Origin of the sequence: Mesorhizobium sp. 131-3-5, assembly GCF_016756575.1 — a bacterium.
In the GTDB taxonomy this organism is placed as follows: Bacteria; Pseudomonadota; Alphaproteobacteria; order Rhizobiales; family Rhizobiaceae; genus Mesorhizobium; species Mesorhizobium jarvisii.
Genome location: NZ_AP023254.1, coordinates 3,757,896 through 3,771,386, shown reverse-complemented (window position 1 = coordinate 3,771,386; position 13,491 = coordinate 3,757,896). Strand labels below are relative to the sequence as shown.

Annotated in this window: 13 protein-coding genes; 6 read left to right on the top strand and 7 right to left on the bottom strand. The window is 62.6% G+C overall.

Annotated elements, in window-relative coordinates:
* Nucleotides 1-79: 79 nt before the first annotated feature.
* Nucleotides 80-322, bottom strand: coding sequence for a hypothetical protein (locus tag JG747_RS18405; RefSeq protein ID WP_244748129.1), 243 nt, complete (start codon nt 320-322; stop codon nt 80-82).
* An 89-nt stretch (nt 323-411) separates the two neighbouring features.
* On the opposite strand from JG747_RS18405, the gene JG747_RS18400 reads away from it, so the two are divergent.
* From JG747_RS18400 to JG747_RS18390, 3 genes are all read left to right on the top strand, one after another.
* A complete protein-coding gene (locus JG747_RS18400) occupies nt 412-2,481 on the top strand; it encodes an ASKHA domain-containing protein (RefSeq protein ID WP_010910017.1) in 2,070 nt (689 codons plus the stop codon).
* 189 nt (nt 2,482-2,670) lie between these two features.
* Nucleotides 2,671-2,856, top strand: coding sequence for a hypothetical protein (locus JG747_RS37015; protein WP_244748127.1), 186 nt, complete (start codon nt 2,671-2,673; stop codon nt 2,854-2,856).
* A 234-nt stretch (nt 2,857-3,090) separates the two neighbouring features.
* Nucleotides 3,091-4,044 carry an alpha/beta hydrolase gene (locus JG747_RS18390; protein WP_019858709.1) on the top strand — a complete coding sequence of 318 codons (954 nt, stop codon included), beginning with the start codon at nt 3,091-3,093 and terminating at the stop codon, nt 4,042-4,044.
* A gap of 21 nt (nt 4,045-4,065) precedes the next feature.
* Here the strand turns inward: JG747_RS18390 and JG747_RS18385 are convergent, their stop codons facing one another.
* The gene (locus tag JG747_RS18385) at nt 4,066-4,965 is read right to left on the bottom strand and encodes a LysR substrate-binding domain-containing protein (RefSeq protein ID WP_010910020.1); all 900 of its coding nucleotides are present in this window, start codon (nt 4,963-4,965) and stop codon (nt 4,066-4,068) included.
* Between the two features lie 230 nt (nt 4,966-5,195).
* On the opposite strand from JG747_RS18385, the gene JG747_RS18380 reads away from it, so the two are divergent.
* From JG747_RS18380 to JG747_RS18375, 3 genes are all read left to right on the top strand, one after another.
* Nucleotides 5,196-5,381, top strand: a complete 186-nt coding sequence (locus JG747_RS18380; protein WP_032930657.1) for a hypothetical protein — start codon at nt 5,196-5,198, stop codon at nt 5,379-5,381.
* A 341-nt stretch (nt 5,382-5,722) separates the two neighbouring features.
* Nucleotides 5,723-5,857: a hypothetical protein gene (locus JG747_RS37565; RefSeq protein ID WP_080512035.1), complete on the top strand. Its 135-nt coding sequence runs from the start codon at nt 5,723-5,725 to the stop codon at nt 5,855-5,857.
* A 344-nt stretch (nt 5,858-6,201) separates the two neighbouring features.
* Nucleotides 6,202-7,140, top strand: coding sequence for a GlxA family transcriptional regulator (locus tag JG747_RS18375; protein ID WP_276315187.1), 939 nt, complete (start codon nt 6,202-6,204; stop codon nt 7,138-7,140).
* A gap of 8 nt (nt 7,141-7,148) precedes the next feature.
* Here JG747_RS18375 and JG747_RS18370 read toward each other — a convergent pair whose 3' ends face one another.
* From JG747_RS18370 to JG747_RS18350, 5 genes are all read right to left on the bottom strand, one after another.
* On the bottom strand, nt 7,149-7,946 hold the full coding sequence (locus tag JG747_RS18370) for an ABC transporter ATP-binding protein (RefSeq protein ID WP_064984315.1): 798 nt from the start codon (nt 7,944-7,946) through the stop codon (nt 7,149-7,151).
* Complete coding sequence (locus tag JG747_RS18365) at nt 7,943-8,716, bottom strand: ABC transporter permease (RefSeq protein ID WP_202359769.1); 774 nt, start codon at nt 8,714-8,716, stop codon at nt 7,943-7,945. The genes JG747_RS18370 and JG747_RS18365 overlap by 4 nt, the downstream gene beginning before the upstream one ends.
* An 87-nt stretch (nt 8,717-8,803) precedes the next feature.
* On the bottom strand, nt 8,804-9,754 hold the full coding sequence (locus JG747_RS18360; RefSeq protein WP_202359768.1) for an ABC transporter substrate-binding protein: 951 nt from the start codon (nt 9,752-9,754) through the stop codon (nt 8,804-8,806).
* 203 nt (nt 9,755-9,957) lie between these two features.
* Entirely contained in the window at nt 9,958-10,806 is an 849-nt protein-coding gene (locus tag JG747_RS18355) for a DUF1194 domain-containing protein (protein WP_202359767.1), read from the bottom strand.
* Between the two features lie 93 nt (nt 10,807-10,899).
* A complete protein-coding gene (locus JG747_RS18350; protein ID WP_202359766.1) occupies nt 10,900-13,461 on the bottom strand; it encodes a GcvT family protein in 2,562 nt (853 codons plus the stop codon).
* Between the last annotated feature and the right edge of the window lie 30 nt (nt 13,462-13,491).

The window sequence follows — 13,491 nt, the reverse complement described above, 5'->3', positions numbered from 1 at the left end:
GCGCGCAATCGTGAACCGGACTGCAAACCACGCTGGACCGATCGCATCATCGATGCGGTCGGACGCGTCTGCTTTGCGGTCAGGCGACGCCCAATATGGCGTCGAACAACGCCATTCCCGCCCACGATCCGAATATGCCGGTCACGCCGCCTATGACGAAGTCATCGTCATAGGCGGGCCACAGCCCGTTGAGCAGCAGCACCGCGACAATCGCACCGAGAATTCCGCTGGCCAGATATTGCGGATTGGGCAGCCACGGCCCCTTCAGCACCCGCACCATGGTAAAAGCGGTGAATATGCTGGACAGCAGGAGATCGGACATGATTGGCCTCTGGACCATCAGACAGTCCGCCCAATAGTGAAACGATCCGTTAAACGGTATCGACAATCCCTTCCGAGACACGTGTACGCATGAACTCGCCTGCCAACATTACCGATCCACTCGTGCTGTTCATGCCGTCGGGCAAGCGCGGGCGGTTTCCCGTCGGCACGCCGGTGCTCGATGCCGCGCGTCAGCTTGGCGTCTATGTCGAGAGCGTGTGCGGCGGCCGCGCCACGTGCGGGCGCTGCCAGATCGAGGTGCAGGAAGGCAATTTCGCCAAGCACAAGATCGTCTCCTCCAACGACCACATCTCACCCAAGGGACCCAAGGAAGAGCGCTACGAGCGCGTGCGCGGCCTGCCTGAGCGGCGTCGCCTCTCCTGCTCGGCGCAGATCCTCGGCGACCTCGTCATCGACGTGCCGCAGGACACGGTCATCAACGCGCAGACCATCCGCAAGGATGCCGACACCAGGGTGATCGCCCGCGATACGGCGATCCGCATGTGCTATGTCGAGATCGAAGAGCCCGACATGCACAAGCCGCTCGGCGACCTTGACCGGCTGAAGATCGCGCTGATGAAGGATTGGGGCTTCAAAAACCTCGAATTCGACTTCTACCTGCTGCCGCAGGTGCAAGGCATATTGCGCAAGGGCAACTGGACCGCGACCGCCGCCATCCACAAGGACGCCGACAGCGATATAGCGCGCGTCATCGCGCTTTGGCCGGGCCTCAAGAACGAGGCCTATGGCCTGGCTTGCGATATCGGCTCGACCACCATCGCCATGCATCTGGTGTCGCTGCTGTCGGGCCGCGTCGCGGCTTCGTCCGGCACCTCGAACCCGCAGATCCGCTTCGGCGAGGATCTGATGAGCCGTGTCTCTTATGTGATGATGAACCCGGACGGCCGCGAAGGCATGACGGTGGCCGTGCGCGAGGCGATCTCCAGCCTCGTCGACAAGGTCTGCGCGGAGGGCAATGTCCAGCGCAACGACATTCTGGATTCCGTCTTCGTCGGCAATCCGATCATGCACCATCTGTTCCTCGGCATCGATCCGACCGAACTCGGCGGCGCCCCCTTCGCACTCGCCGTCTCGGGTGCGGTGCGTATCAAGGCCTCCGACATCGGCCTCAAGCTCAACCAGGGTGCGCGCCTCTATATGCTGCCCTGCATCGCCGGCCATGTCGGCGCCGACGCGGCGGCGGTGACGCTGTCGGAAGGCCCGCATCGCCAGGACGAGATGATGCTGATCGTCGACGTCGGCACCAATGCCGAGATCGTGCTCGGCAACCGTGCGCGGGTCGTGGCGGCCTCCTCTCCGACCGGTCCGGCTTTCGAGGGCGCCGAAATCTCCGGCGGCCAGCGTGCCGCCCCCGGCGCCATCGAGCGCGTGCGCATCGATCCCGACACGCTGGAACCAAAATACCGCGTCATCGGCTCGGAACTGTGGTCCGATGAGCCCGGCTTCCTCGACAGCGTGCAGGCGACCGGCGTCACCGGCATCTGCGGCTCCGGCATCATCGAGATCGTGGCGGAGATGTATCTCGCCGGCATCATCTCGGAGGATGGCGTTGTCGACGGATCGCTTGCCGCGCGCTCTCCGCGCGTCACCGCCAATGGTCGCACCTTCTCCTATGTGCTGAAGGAAGGCGAACCGAAGATCACCATCACCCAGACCGATGTGCGCGCCATCCAGCTCGCCAAGGCAGCCCTCTATGCCGGCACCAAGCTTTTGATGGAAAAGCAGAATACCGAGCATGTCGACCGCATCCATTTCGCCGGCGCCTTCGGCTCCTTCATCGATCCGAAATACGCCATGGTGCTGGGCCTGATCCCCGATTGCGACCTCGACAAGGTTTCCGCCGTCGGCAACGCCGCGGGTGCTGGTGCGCGCATGGCGCTCCTGAACCGTGGCTATCGCCGCGAGATCGAGGAGACGGTGAGCCAGATCGAGAAGATCGAGACCGCACTGGAACCGAAATTCCAGGAGCATTTCGTCTACGCCATGGCGCTGCCCAACAAGGTCGACCCGTTCCCGAAACTGTCGGCGGCGGTGAAACTGCCGCCGCGCAAGACGGTGAGCGAGGACGGCATCGCCGGCGACGCCACGCCGCGCCGACGCTCGCGCGAAGGCCACGCGGCAAGGCGTAGCCGCGAATAGACGCGACCTTCACAGGCCATCTCGAACTTCAAACTCATTTGCATGCAAATGTTTCCGGATCGAGCCGATCTGGAAACCAAACCGCTGTTTTCGCGAAATCCATCCGATACATGGCAGGCGCATTTACCCCGCATCGAACGGCGGCCGAGGACAATCCTCGACCCCCGCCGTTCTTCAAGGGAGACGAAAATGTCGATGTTCGAAAATCTCGGCCGCTTCGGTGTGACCATCAGGCAGAACCGCGCCAGGAACAAGGCGATCCGCGCGCTGAACAGCCTGCCGGCGCATGTCCAGAAGGACATTGGCTGGCCGGCATCGCCGCCCAGCGATCCGCAGGCCGCGCTCACGTCGCTGCTTCTGGGCACGGCGCGCTGATGACCTTTGCCGACAAATGCAAATTGCTTGGCAGGCGCCGGGGATCTCGGAAATCCCTGGCTGCCACCAGCAACCGGCTGCGCGCGGCCTTTTTGCCGCGCCGCTGACGTCGGCGGCGCCGATCACACCGCCGTGTGGACAGAGCGCAAAACTTGACATTTCGGGTGAGCGTACGATCTTCGGAGCTAGTGGAGGTTTCTCTTAGTCGGCTGCAGCCGAAGTTCGTGTATCCGCATGCCAAGTTTCAAAAGCCACGTCGTGTCCTTCGTGCTCAGGTACAGCCGCAAGAAGGCGTTTGCCAGCCCGGAAAACCTGCAGCGCTGGATAGCGGCCGCGCGCAAGACCGAGGATCACCGTCCGCCGGCCTCGCTGCATCAGCGTTTTCACATCCAGACACGTACCATCGACGGATTTCCGGTCTACGAAGTCGCACCAAGAGCAGGCGAGCAAAAGCGGATTCTCTACCTGCATGGCGGCGCCTATGTCTTTGAAATCACGCCCTATCACTGGCACCTGATTGCCGAAATGGCCGACCGGCTGGGCTACGGCATCACGGTGCCGATCTATCCCATCGCCCCGGAGCACGATTTCCACGCCATGTTCGGCATGGTCGGCGACGTCTATCGCCAGTTGCTCGACGAGGCCGAGGCGGAAGACATCGTCTTCATGGGCGACTCCGCCGGTGGCAACATGGCGGTGGTGCTGACAATGATGGCCGCCGAAGAAGGTTTGCCCCTGCCCTCGCGCCACGTGCTTATCTCGCCCGGCCTCGACATGTCGCTTTCCAACCCCCAGCTGTTCGAGGCAGAGCGCAACGACCCCTGGCTCGGCATCCCGGGCGGTCTCGAAGCAATCCGCATGTACAGCGCCGGCATCGACCGCAGCGACTGGCACATCAGCCCGATCTATGGCGACCTGTCGGTGCTGCCGAAAACGCTGCTTTTGACCGGCTCGCGCGATCTCTTGACGCCCGACAATCTGATCTTCGCGCAAAAGGCGCGGGAAGCGGGTGTCGAGGTTGATGTCGTCCACGAGGAAGGCATGTTCCATGCATGGCCATTGATCGACATGCCGGAATCGCGACGCGCGCGACAGCACATCGTCACGTTCCTCGGCGAGAGCCTCTCACCGGTCAGGCAAGATAGGAAAACGAGATTTCAAGCGCCCTCCGCCGAGGCGGCGGAGTAGCGCTTTCGATCCGACGACAGATCAGAACTTGCCGGTTTCCCGGAACACTTCGAAGGTCGCGCGGATGTGGTCGGCGACGGCCTTGACCGGCGCGCTGGCGTCCGGCGCCACCACCATGGCAAGATTGTAGGTGCCGATATCGGGCATGCCGTCCTTGGGGCAGAGCTCGACCATGTCGTTGCCGAGGAATGATCGCGGCAGCGGCGCGACCGCGAGGTCGGCCATGATCGCGGCGCGCTGGCCGGCCGTGTGTGCGCTCATATAGGCGACGCGGTAGTTGCGGCCCTCGCGTCCCAGCGCTTCGAGCGCGCCGGCACGCCAGGCGCAGCCCTCTTCCCACAACGACACCGGCAGCGGTTCGCGCAGATGCGCGCAGCCGCCCTTGGCGCCCGCCCAGACGATCGGCTCGGTCAAAAGCACCTCGGCGCCGAGCGCGCTGGTCTTGTAGGAGTTGGTAAGAAGTGTGATGTCGAGCGCCCGGTCGTCCATGCGCCGGCGCAGATTGCTGCTCTGGTCGATGGTGACGTCGACGGCGATCGAGGGATGCGACTGCGCGAAACGCTTCAGCACATGCGGCAGCACGCGTTCGCCGTAATCATCCGGCGAGCCGAGCCGCACCACCCCGACAATCTCGGGAATGATGAACTTCGACACCACCTCGCGGTTGATCGACAGCAGCCGGCGGGCATAGCCGAGCAGCATCTCGCCATCCGTGGTCAGCGACACGGAACGCGCATCGCGCGCGAACACCGAACGGCCGAGAATGTCCTCTAGCTTCTTGATCTGCATGGAGACCGCGGACGGTGTGCGGAAGACGGCATTGGCGGCAGTGGTGAAGCTGCCGGTCTCGGCAATCGCCACGAAAGTGCGCAAAACGTCGAGATCGAGGAGCGGCAGTGGATGATTGAGCGGGGCGTTCATGGGAAGCGACCTTCAATTTTTCTGATACAAAGCATCATTCCATTTCGTTTGATTGAACACCGGATCAGGAGGATAGTCAACTCCATCGAGTGAGGTTGCTGCCACAAGCAGCCACGAAACGACCACGTCACAGGCCTGCAATCGACATGAAATGGGGTTGAAACACGCCACGTGTAAGCCCCCACACCAAAGGCCGGAATGTCTCCGGCCCGCCACCAAAGGAGAATGAAATGTCTATCCTGTCGTCCCTCGGTCGCATCGCGACTGAATTCAGCGCGGCACGCGCCCGCTACCAGACTGAACGCGCCATCCGCTCCCTGCCGATCGAACTGCAGAAGGATATCGGCTGGCCTGAGGCTTCGGACACCAAGACCGGCACTCGCAACGGCGTTGGATCCTGGGCTGGAGCAAAGTAGATCGTGTGTACCAAATGCTGAAGGCCTGCCGCGCCCACCCAGCCCGGCAGGCCTTCTCTATTTTATTTGCATTCAAATGAGTTTCGAAGCCATGTCGCCAACGCATGGCGCATATGAGCAAGCCGCATAGCGGCTCCGATTTCGAATTAATGCCTTGTAAACAATCACAAATTTCGAGCAGCTTGCCCAAATTTGTCGCAATCCGTGTCGCATTTCATATCAAGTGCTTCGTTTTTGCGATTTAGTTTTACGCAACACAAGCCTATATCACGGCCAGCAAACGAGCTGCCCCACTCCATCAAGCGAAGGCGACCCGTCTGAGCAACCGATAGGAGATGATGATGAAGCTTTTTGCCCGCCTCTTTACCCGCCGCGAAATGAACCTGACCACCGCTCTCGAGCGCCAGCGCCTTGCCAACACCATGCCCGGCCAGACCGGCGCGATGGCTGCGGCACGCCTCGGCTTCGTCGCCTGACCATTTTTCAGGCAGCGTCTCCCTGCCGCTGCTTCAAGACTGTAACGCCGCCTGGCTCCAGCCAAGGCGGCGTTTTTGTTTTGCCTTTGTACATTTTGCCTGTCGCGTGAACAGTTGATGCAGCTCCCCTGAGCATTACCGCACACTGATTGCCCATTTGCGACCCATGTCGCAAATTTTGTCTCGCCAAGGCAGCGTAGCCGATTGACAGCCAAGGTTTTTCCTGATGTCGCTATGCTATTCGCGACATCCTGTTCGCGCCATGGCCAGGTGAGGTTCCCGTGAACGCCATCAAGCATCCGATCAAGCGATCGTTTGTCTTTTTCCTTGTCCCCGATTTCACCATGATCGCTTTTGCGACCGCACTAGACCCGCTGCGCTCCGCCAACCGCATGCTCGGTTACGAGGCCTATCGCTGGCGCCTCGCCAGCATCGACGGCAAGCCGGTGCGCGCCTCGAACGGCGTCGAATGCGCGGTCAACACCTCGCTGGAGGAAGAGCGCAAGAAGATGGCAGGCCCCGACCGGCCCAACATGGCCATCGTCTGCAGCGGCATCGATGTCGAGCGCTACCAGAACAAATCGGCTTTCGCCTGGCTGCGCGAGGAGTACAATCGTGGCGTCGCCGTCGGCGGCCTGTGCACCGGCGCTCACATCCTTGCCGCCGCTGGCCTCCTGTCCAACAAGCGCTGCGCCATCCATTGGGAAAACCTGCCGGGCTTTTCCGAGGCGTTCCCGAAGGCCAATGTCTTTGCCGACCTCTTCGAGGTCGACCAGAACATCTATACCTGCGCCGGCGGCACCGCCGCGCTCGACATGATGTTGAAGCTGATCGGCGACGATTTCGACGAGAGCCTCGTCAACCGGGTCTGCGAACAAGTGCTGACCGATCGCGTGCGCAGCCCGACCGACCGCCAGCGCCTGCCGCTGCGCGCCCGCCTCGGCGTGCAGAACTCGAAGGTGCTGACCATCATCGAGCTGATGGAGGGCAATCTCTCCGAGCCGCTGTCGCTGATCGAGATCGCCGACCATGTCGACCTGTCGCGTCGCCAGATCGAGCGCCTGTTCCGCACCGAGATGGGTCGTTCCCCTGCCCGCTACTATCTGGAGATCCGGCTCGACCGCGCCCGGCATCTGCTGATCCAGTCATCGATGCCGGTGGTCGAGGTGGCGGTCGCCTGCGGCTTCGTCTCGGCCTCGCATTTCTCGAAATGCTACCGCGAGCTCTATGCCCGCTCGCCGCAGCAGGAGCGCGTCGACCGCAAGCAGTTGCTGGCGGCCTGATCGCCGGATCAGGCCTCGGCCGGCCGCGCCTGTGCCGTGCGCATCGCCTCGACGCGGATGTCCTCGGTCAGCCGCGCCTTCAGCGCCGAGAATTCCGGGCTGGTCTTCAGCGTGTAGTGGCGCGGATGCGGCAAGTCGATGGCGACATCCGACTTGATGCTGCCGGGCCGCGCCGTCATCACGATGACGCGCGAGGCCATGAAGATCGCCTCCTCGATATCGTGGGTGACGAACAGCACCGTCTTCTTGCGCCGCTCCCAGATGCCGAGAAGCAGCTCCTGCATCAGCCCGCGTGTCTGGTTGTCGAGCGCGCCAAACGGCTCATCCAGCAACAGGATCTCGGGATCGTTGGCGAGCGCCCGGGCGATCGCCGTGCGCTGCTGCATACCGCCGGAAAGCTGCTTCGGCCAATGATTTTCAAATCCCCTCAGCCCGACCAGATCGACATAGGAGGCGACGATGTCGTCCCGCTCCTTTGGCGCCATGCCGCGTTCGCCCAGGCCGAAGGCGATGTTCTCGGCGACCGTCAGCCACGGGAACAGCGTGTAGGACTGGAAGACCATGCCGCGATCGGGTCCCGGCCGCGTCACAGCCTTGTCGTCGAGCAGCACGCGGCCTTCACTCGGCGCTTCCAGGCCGGCGACAATTCTAAGCAGCGTCGACTTTCCGCAGCCGGACGGCCCCAGAATGGTGATGAAGTCGTTGGCGGCGACCGCCAAATCGATCGGCATCAGCGCCTTGACCGGCAGTCCGCCACGCACGCCGGCAAAGGTGCGCGAGACGCCCTCGATGAGAAGCTTGCTCACGCCAGGCTCCATGGAAAGAGCCAGCGGTTGAACGCCTTGAAGGCGAAATCGGACAACAGCCCGATCAGGCCGATGACGATGATGCCGAAAATGATCTGTCCGGTCGCCAGCCGCGACTGACTGTTGATGATCATGTAGCCGATGCCGGACGACGACCCGATCAGCTCGGCGACGATGACATAAGTCCAGGCCCAGCCGAGCACCAGCCGCAGCGTCTCGGCGATTTCGGGCGCATTGGCCGGCATGATCACCCGTTTGACGATGCCGTTGTTGGTCGAGCCCAGCGTATAGGCGGCCTCGACCAGATCGCGCCGCGTCGACCCGACCTTGACGGCGATGATCAGGATGATCTGGAACACCGAGCCGACAAAGATGACCAGCAGCTTTTCCAGTTCGCCAATGCCGGCCCACAGGATGAGCAGCGGAATGAAGGCCGAGGCCGGCAGATAGCGAGCGAAGGAGACGAAGGGCTCCAGGAACGCTTCCACCGGTTTCCACGCGCCCATGGCGATGCCGATCGGCACAGCGACGACCGAGGCCAGCACGAAGCCGCCGAAGACGCGCCAGATGGTGATCAATATGTCGAGCCAGAAGCGGTCCTCGACCAGCAACCGCCAGCCATCCCTGAGCATCGACAGCGGGTCGGCGAGGAAGATGCGGTTGACGTGGCCGCCAAGCGTGATCCAGGCCCAGAAGGCAATGAACAGCACGAAAAACGAAATACCGAGCGCGGTTCGCAGGCCCGGCGAGACTGGATGCAAGGGGCGCATCTTCACATCGTCCCTATCAAATGGTCACGTGTCCAGGAGAGAACAGCGGCGCCAGGCGGCGCCGCACGATGGGCAAGGGCCGGACGATCAGTTCGCCACCGCGCTGGTGTCGGCCAGCGTGGCGACGTCGGGCGCTTCCTTGATCAGCCCCATCTGCAACAGCAACTCGCCCGCGGTCTTGGAAAAATCCTGGAATTCCTTGGTGAAGAACTGCTGGTTCTCGGCCTTGTCGGCCCATTTCAGGTACTTCGCCGAATCCTCGAATTCCTTGGCCGACTGCTTCACGTCGGCGCCCATGATCTCGTAGGATTTCTGCGGATCTTTCTTGATCAGGTCGAGCGCCTCGAAATAGCTGTCGGCGAGTGCCTTGGCAGCGTTGGGATTGGCCTTGAGGAATTCGGGCGTGCAGCCGACCGTGTCGAGTACCATCGGATAGTCGAGCGTGGTCGCCAGTATGTGGCCCTGGTCGGCCTTGTCGCGCACCGCCGAGATGAACGGCTCATAGGTGACCGCGGCATCGTTCTGGCCGGCAAGGAAGGCCTGCGCCGCAGCGTCGGGCTCCAGATTGACGACCGTCACGTCCTTGGTCGACATTCCGTTCTTGTTCAGCACCCATGCGAGCAGGAAATAGGGCGACGTGCCCGGGGCCGAGGAGGCGACGTTCTTGCCCTTGAGATCGGCGACCGTCTTGATGTCGTTGCGCACGACGATGCCGTCGGCGCCATAGGATTTGTCGAGCTGGAAGATCTGCTTTGTGGTCACCCCGCTGGCGTTCCACACCAGCCAGGTCTCGACCGTAGTGGCGGCGCATTGCAGGTCGCCGCTGGCGATGGCGAGCGGACGGCTGGCCTGCGGCACCTTCTTCAAGGTCACGTCGAGGCCGTGCTTCTCGAAGAGGCCTGCCTGCTTGGCAAGCGTCAGCGGCGCGAAGCCGGTCCAGCCGCTGATGCCGATGGTGACCGATGTAGCGGCCATCACCGGCACGGACAGACCGGCGGCAAGCGTCAAAGTCGCGGCGAAAACGGCGATCCTGTTCATGTCGGTTCCCCTTTTGTTTCTCTGGCCGAAATTGTTCACAGACGCCTGTCGGCTTGTCAATCAACAGGAACGTGTTCGGCTGCTGCCAGCAGGCTCGCCTCACCACCTGCGTTGGGTCAGAATTGAAGCCCTGCCCATGGACAGTCGCCGCAACGGCGCTCGGCCGATCGTGGCAGTCGTCACTGTTGGTTGGCTCGCTCGGCTCAGCGGCTGTCGAGCATCCAGTTGCGGTTGCGCCACATTTTCTCGCCGATCTGGCAGTCGGCGGCGGGCTTGTCCTGCGCCAGCACCACCGGCGGATGATCGGCCTCCTCCGCCGCCCATTGCGGTGAGGCCGGGCCGGCAAGCTCCAGCACCAGTTTGCGGCGAATGGCTTCGGGAAATTGCGTCCAGTCATTGACCGGGATCATGAAGGCGCCCGGGCCGCCGATCACGCAGTCGCTGTAGTAGCGGTCGAGATCGTTGACGTCGTAGGCGCCGGAAAGGCCACCCCGGGTCATCAGTGGCAGGCCGTTGATGACGATGCCTTGTCTGACCACGCCGTCGCGGGTGAGATTGACCGGAGCGCCCTGGTTGTTGGGTCCGTCGCCGGAAATGTCGATGACCCGCTTGGTCCCTTGGTAGCCGCTTTCGGCGAAGAGGTCGCTGCCGAATTCCAGCGCGCCGGAGATCGAGGTGCGCCGCGCGCTGTTGGGCGGCTGCGCGGACAATTGCGCGACCACCCGCTCCGCGTCGGCACGGTTGGCGATGACAGTCCACGGCACGATGACACGCTGCCATGTGGTGCCGGCCCATTCGACATAGGTGACGGCGATCTTGCCATGGGCGCCATCGGCGATCGCCTGCAGCACATTGTCGTGCGTCAGCGCCGCCGAGTAGCCATGGCGCTGGATCTCGAGCTCGTCCGCCGACATCGACAGCGAAACGTCGACCGCCAGCACCAGCTCGACATCGACCGGCTCATCCGCGCGAGACCCAGGCGTCAGCCAGAGCATCAGCGCCAGTACGGCGCATCCGGAAAGGAGATGTCTTGCGCGCGATAAAGCAGACATGCCGCAAGGGTAAGCGAAAACCGCCCGCTTAAAAAGACAAAAGCCCGGCTCGAAACCAGGCTTTTGCGATCAGTCCGTTGCTCCGGTCGAACCTCAGCTGCGCGGCTTGAGGTTCTCCGGGTCGTAGAGCGGCTTGTAGCCGACGCCGGCGACTTCGACAGGATAGGTCTCGCCGAAATACTCGACATTGAGCTTGCGGCCTTCCTGCGCATACGAATGCGGCAGATAGGCGAGCGCGATGTTCTTGCCGATCGTCGGTCCATAGGCGACCGAGGTGGTGAAGGAGCGGCGGCCGAGTTCATCGACCAACGTTTCCCCGGTGGCCGGGTCCAGCACCGGCATCGTGCCAACGGGATAACGCGCCACGCCCTTGGAATCGGTGTTTTCGGTCATCACCAGCGTGCACAAAGTCGCCGGCTGGTGCTCGCGGGCGCGGTATTCCACATGCTTGGCCTTGCCGCAGAAATCGTTCTCCTTGACCTTCGGCCGCGCGAGATCGGCTTCCAGCAGATTGTACTCGGTCAGAAGGTCGGCATTCTGCAGGCGCAGGCTCTTTTCCATGCGGCGCGTATTGGCATAGGTCTCGACGCCGAACGGCATCACGCCGGTCGAGCGCAGTGCGTCCCAGACGGCGAGGCCATCCTCGTAGCGCATGTGCAGTTCCCAGCCCTGCTCGCCGACATAGGAGATTCGGAAGGCGGTGACATCCTTGCCGCCGATGCGGACCGGCTTGATCGCCGCGAAGGGGAAATTCTCCGGCGAAAGGCCCTCGGGATTCTCGACCACCTTCTGCAAGGTGGTGCGGGCATTCGGACCCCAAATGCCGATAGTGACGTATTTCTCCGTCACATCGGTGACGGTGACGTCAAAGCCTTTGTCCTGCGCGGTGCGCTGCATGTAGCGGAAGTCGCGCGGGCCGGCATCGGCGCCGTCGATGACGCGGCAGCGGTCGGCCATGCGGATGACGGTGAAGTCGGCGCGCACCATGCCTTCCTCGTCGAGGAAGTGGGTGTAGATGCCCTTGCCGATATTGTTGTCGCCGCCGATCTTTGCCGCGCAAAGCCATTCCAGCAGCGCGACGTGGTCTGGCCCTTCGACGTCATACATCGAGAAATGCGAGAGGTTGACGATGCCGCAATCCTCGCTCATCGCCAGATGCTCGGCATTGGAGACGCGCCAGAAATGGCGGTTGTCCCACTCGTTCTCGCGTACGGGAACGCGGTTGCCATATTTCTCAAGCAGGTGCTCGTTGGCGGCGTAGCCATGGGCACGCTCCCAGCCGCCCAGCTCCATGAAATAGCCGCCGAGTTCCTTCTCGCGCTCCCAGAACGGCGAGCGCCTTATGTTGCGGGCCTTGGAGAAGGGCTCGCGCGGATGCACAGCGGGATTGTAGACCTTCATCGCCGTCTCGGTGCAGCGATCCCAGATGAACTGTTCCTTCGTCTGGTGCGGATAGAAGCGCGCATAATCGATGGCATGATGGTCGATTGCCGTGCGGCCGTCCGTCATCCAGTCGGCGATCAGCTTGCCCATGCCTGGGCCGTCCTTGACCCAGATGGCGACGGCATACCAGAGCCCGCGCACCTTCTGGCTTTCGCCCATGGACGGGCCGCCGTCGGCGGTCACCTGCAGCAGGCCGTTGAAGGAATGGCTTTCATTGTAGCCGAGCTCACCCAGGATCGGCGTCAGTTCCATGGCGCGCTCGAGCGGCGCCAGGATCTGCTCCATGTCGAGATCGCGCTGCGACGGCGACAGCCGCGCCTCATGCTTTTCCAGGAGGTCACGCGGATGGCAAAGGCGCGGATTGTTTTCTTCGTAATAGCCCCATTCGATCTGGCCGCCCTCGGCGGTCTTGGGATCGCCGGTGTCGCGCATATAGGCCGAGTTGCCCTGGTCGCGCAGCAGCGGCCAGCCGATCTCCTTGCCGGTGCCGGCGAACTCATTATACGGGCCGAAGAAAGTCAGCGGATGGTCGATCGGCATGACCGGCAAATCTTCGCCGACCATTTCCGCGATCAGCCGGCCCCATATGCCGGCGCAGACGATGACATAGTCGGCCTCGATGGTGCCGCGATCGGTCACCACGGCGCTGATGCGGCCGTCCTTGACGACGAGCGACTTGGCCGGCGTGTTGGCGAAGGATTTCAGCTTGCCCGATGCTTCCGCCTGGTCGACCAGCTTGCCGGCGACGGTCTGCGAGCGCGGGATGACCAGACCGGCATCCGGATCCCAAAGGCCGCCCTGCACCATCCCCTCTTCGATCAGCGGGAATTTTTCCTTGATCTCGGCCGGTTCGATCAGGCGCGCGCGTGTGCCAAAGGCCTTTGCCGAGGCGATCTTGCGCTTGATCTCGTCCATGCGGCTGTCGTCGCCGACGCGAGCCACTTCGAGGCCGCCGATGCGGGCGTAATGGCCCATCTTCTCGTAGAAATCGATGGAATAAAGCGTCGTCCAGCAGGATAGGAAATCATGGCTGGTGGTGTAGCAGAAATCGGAAGCGTGCGCGGTCGAACCGATATCGGTCGGGATGCCCGACTTGTCGATGCCGACAATGTCGGACCAGCCACGTTCGATCAGGTGATGGGCGATCGATGCGCCGACGATACCGCCGAGGCCAATGATGACGACCTTCGCCTTTTTCGGAAACTCTGCCATTGCCCGCGACTCCAGATGCTATTGCGGGCA

What these genes read in the sequence shown, in the direction of transcription:
- JG747_RS18405 (WP_244748129.1), bottom strand. Translation starts at nt 322, where the DNA reads ATGTCCGATCTCCTGCTGTCCAGCATATTCACCGCTTTTACCATGGTG.
- JG747_RS18400 (WP_010910017.1), top strand. Translation starts at nt 412, where the DNA reads ATGAACTCGCCTGCCAACATTACCGATCCACTCGTGCTGTTCATGCCG.
- JG747_RS37015 (WP_244748127.1), top strand. Translation starts at nt 2,671, where the DNA reads ATGTCGATGTTCGAAAATCTCGGCCGCTTCGGTGTGACCATCAGGCAG.
- JG747_RS18390 (WP_019858709.1), top strand. Translation starts at nt 3,091, where the DNA reads ATGCCAAGTTTCAAAAGCCACGTCGTGTCCTTCGTGCTCAGGTACAGC.
- JG747_RS18385 (WP_010910020.1), bottom strand. Translation starts at nt 4,965, where the DNA reads ATGAACGCCCCGCTCAATCATCCACTGCCGCTCCTCGATCTCGACGTT.
- JG747_RS18380 (WP_032930657.1), top strand. Translation starts at nt 5,196, where the DNA reads ATGTCTATCCTGTCGTCCCTCGGTCGCATCGCGACTGAATTCAGCGCG.
- JG747_RS37565 (WP_080512035.1), top strand. Translation starts at nt 5,723, where the DNA reads ATGAAGCTTTTTGCCCGCCTCTTTACCCGCCGCGAAATGAACCTGACC.
- JG747_RS18375 (WP_276315187.1), top strand. Translation starts at nt 6,202, where the DNA reads ATGATCGCTTTTGCGACCGCACTAGACCCGCTGCGCTCCGCCAACCGC.
- JG747_RS18365 (WP_202359769.1), bottom strand. Translation starts at nt 8,716, where the DNA reads ATGCGCCCCTTGCATCCAGTCTCGCCGGGCCTGCGAACCGCGCTCGGT.
- JG747_RS18360 (WP_202359768.1), bottom strand. Translation starts at nt 9,754, where the DNA reads ATGAACAGGATCGCCGTTTTCGCCGCGACTTTGACGCTTGCCGCCGGT.
- JG747_RS18355 (WP_202359767.1), bottom strand. Translation starts at nt 10,806, where the DNA reads ATGTCTGCTTTATCGCGCGCAAGACATCTCCTTTCCGGATGCGCCGTA.
- JG747_RS18350 (WP_202359766.1), bottom strand. Translation starts at nt 13,461, where the DNA reads ATGGCAGAGTTTCCGAAAAAGGCGAAGGTCGTCATCATTGGCCTCGGC.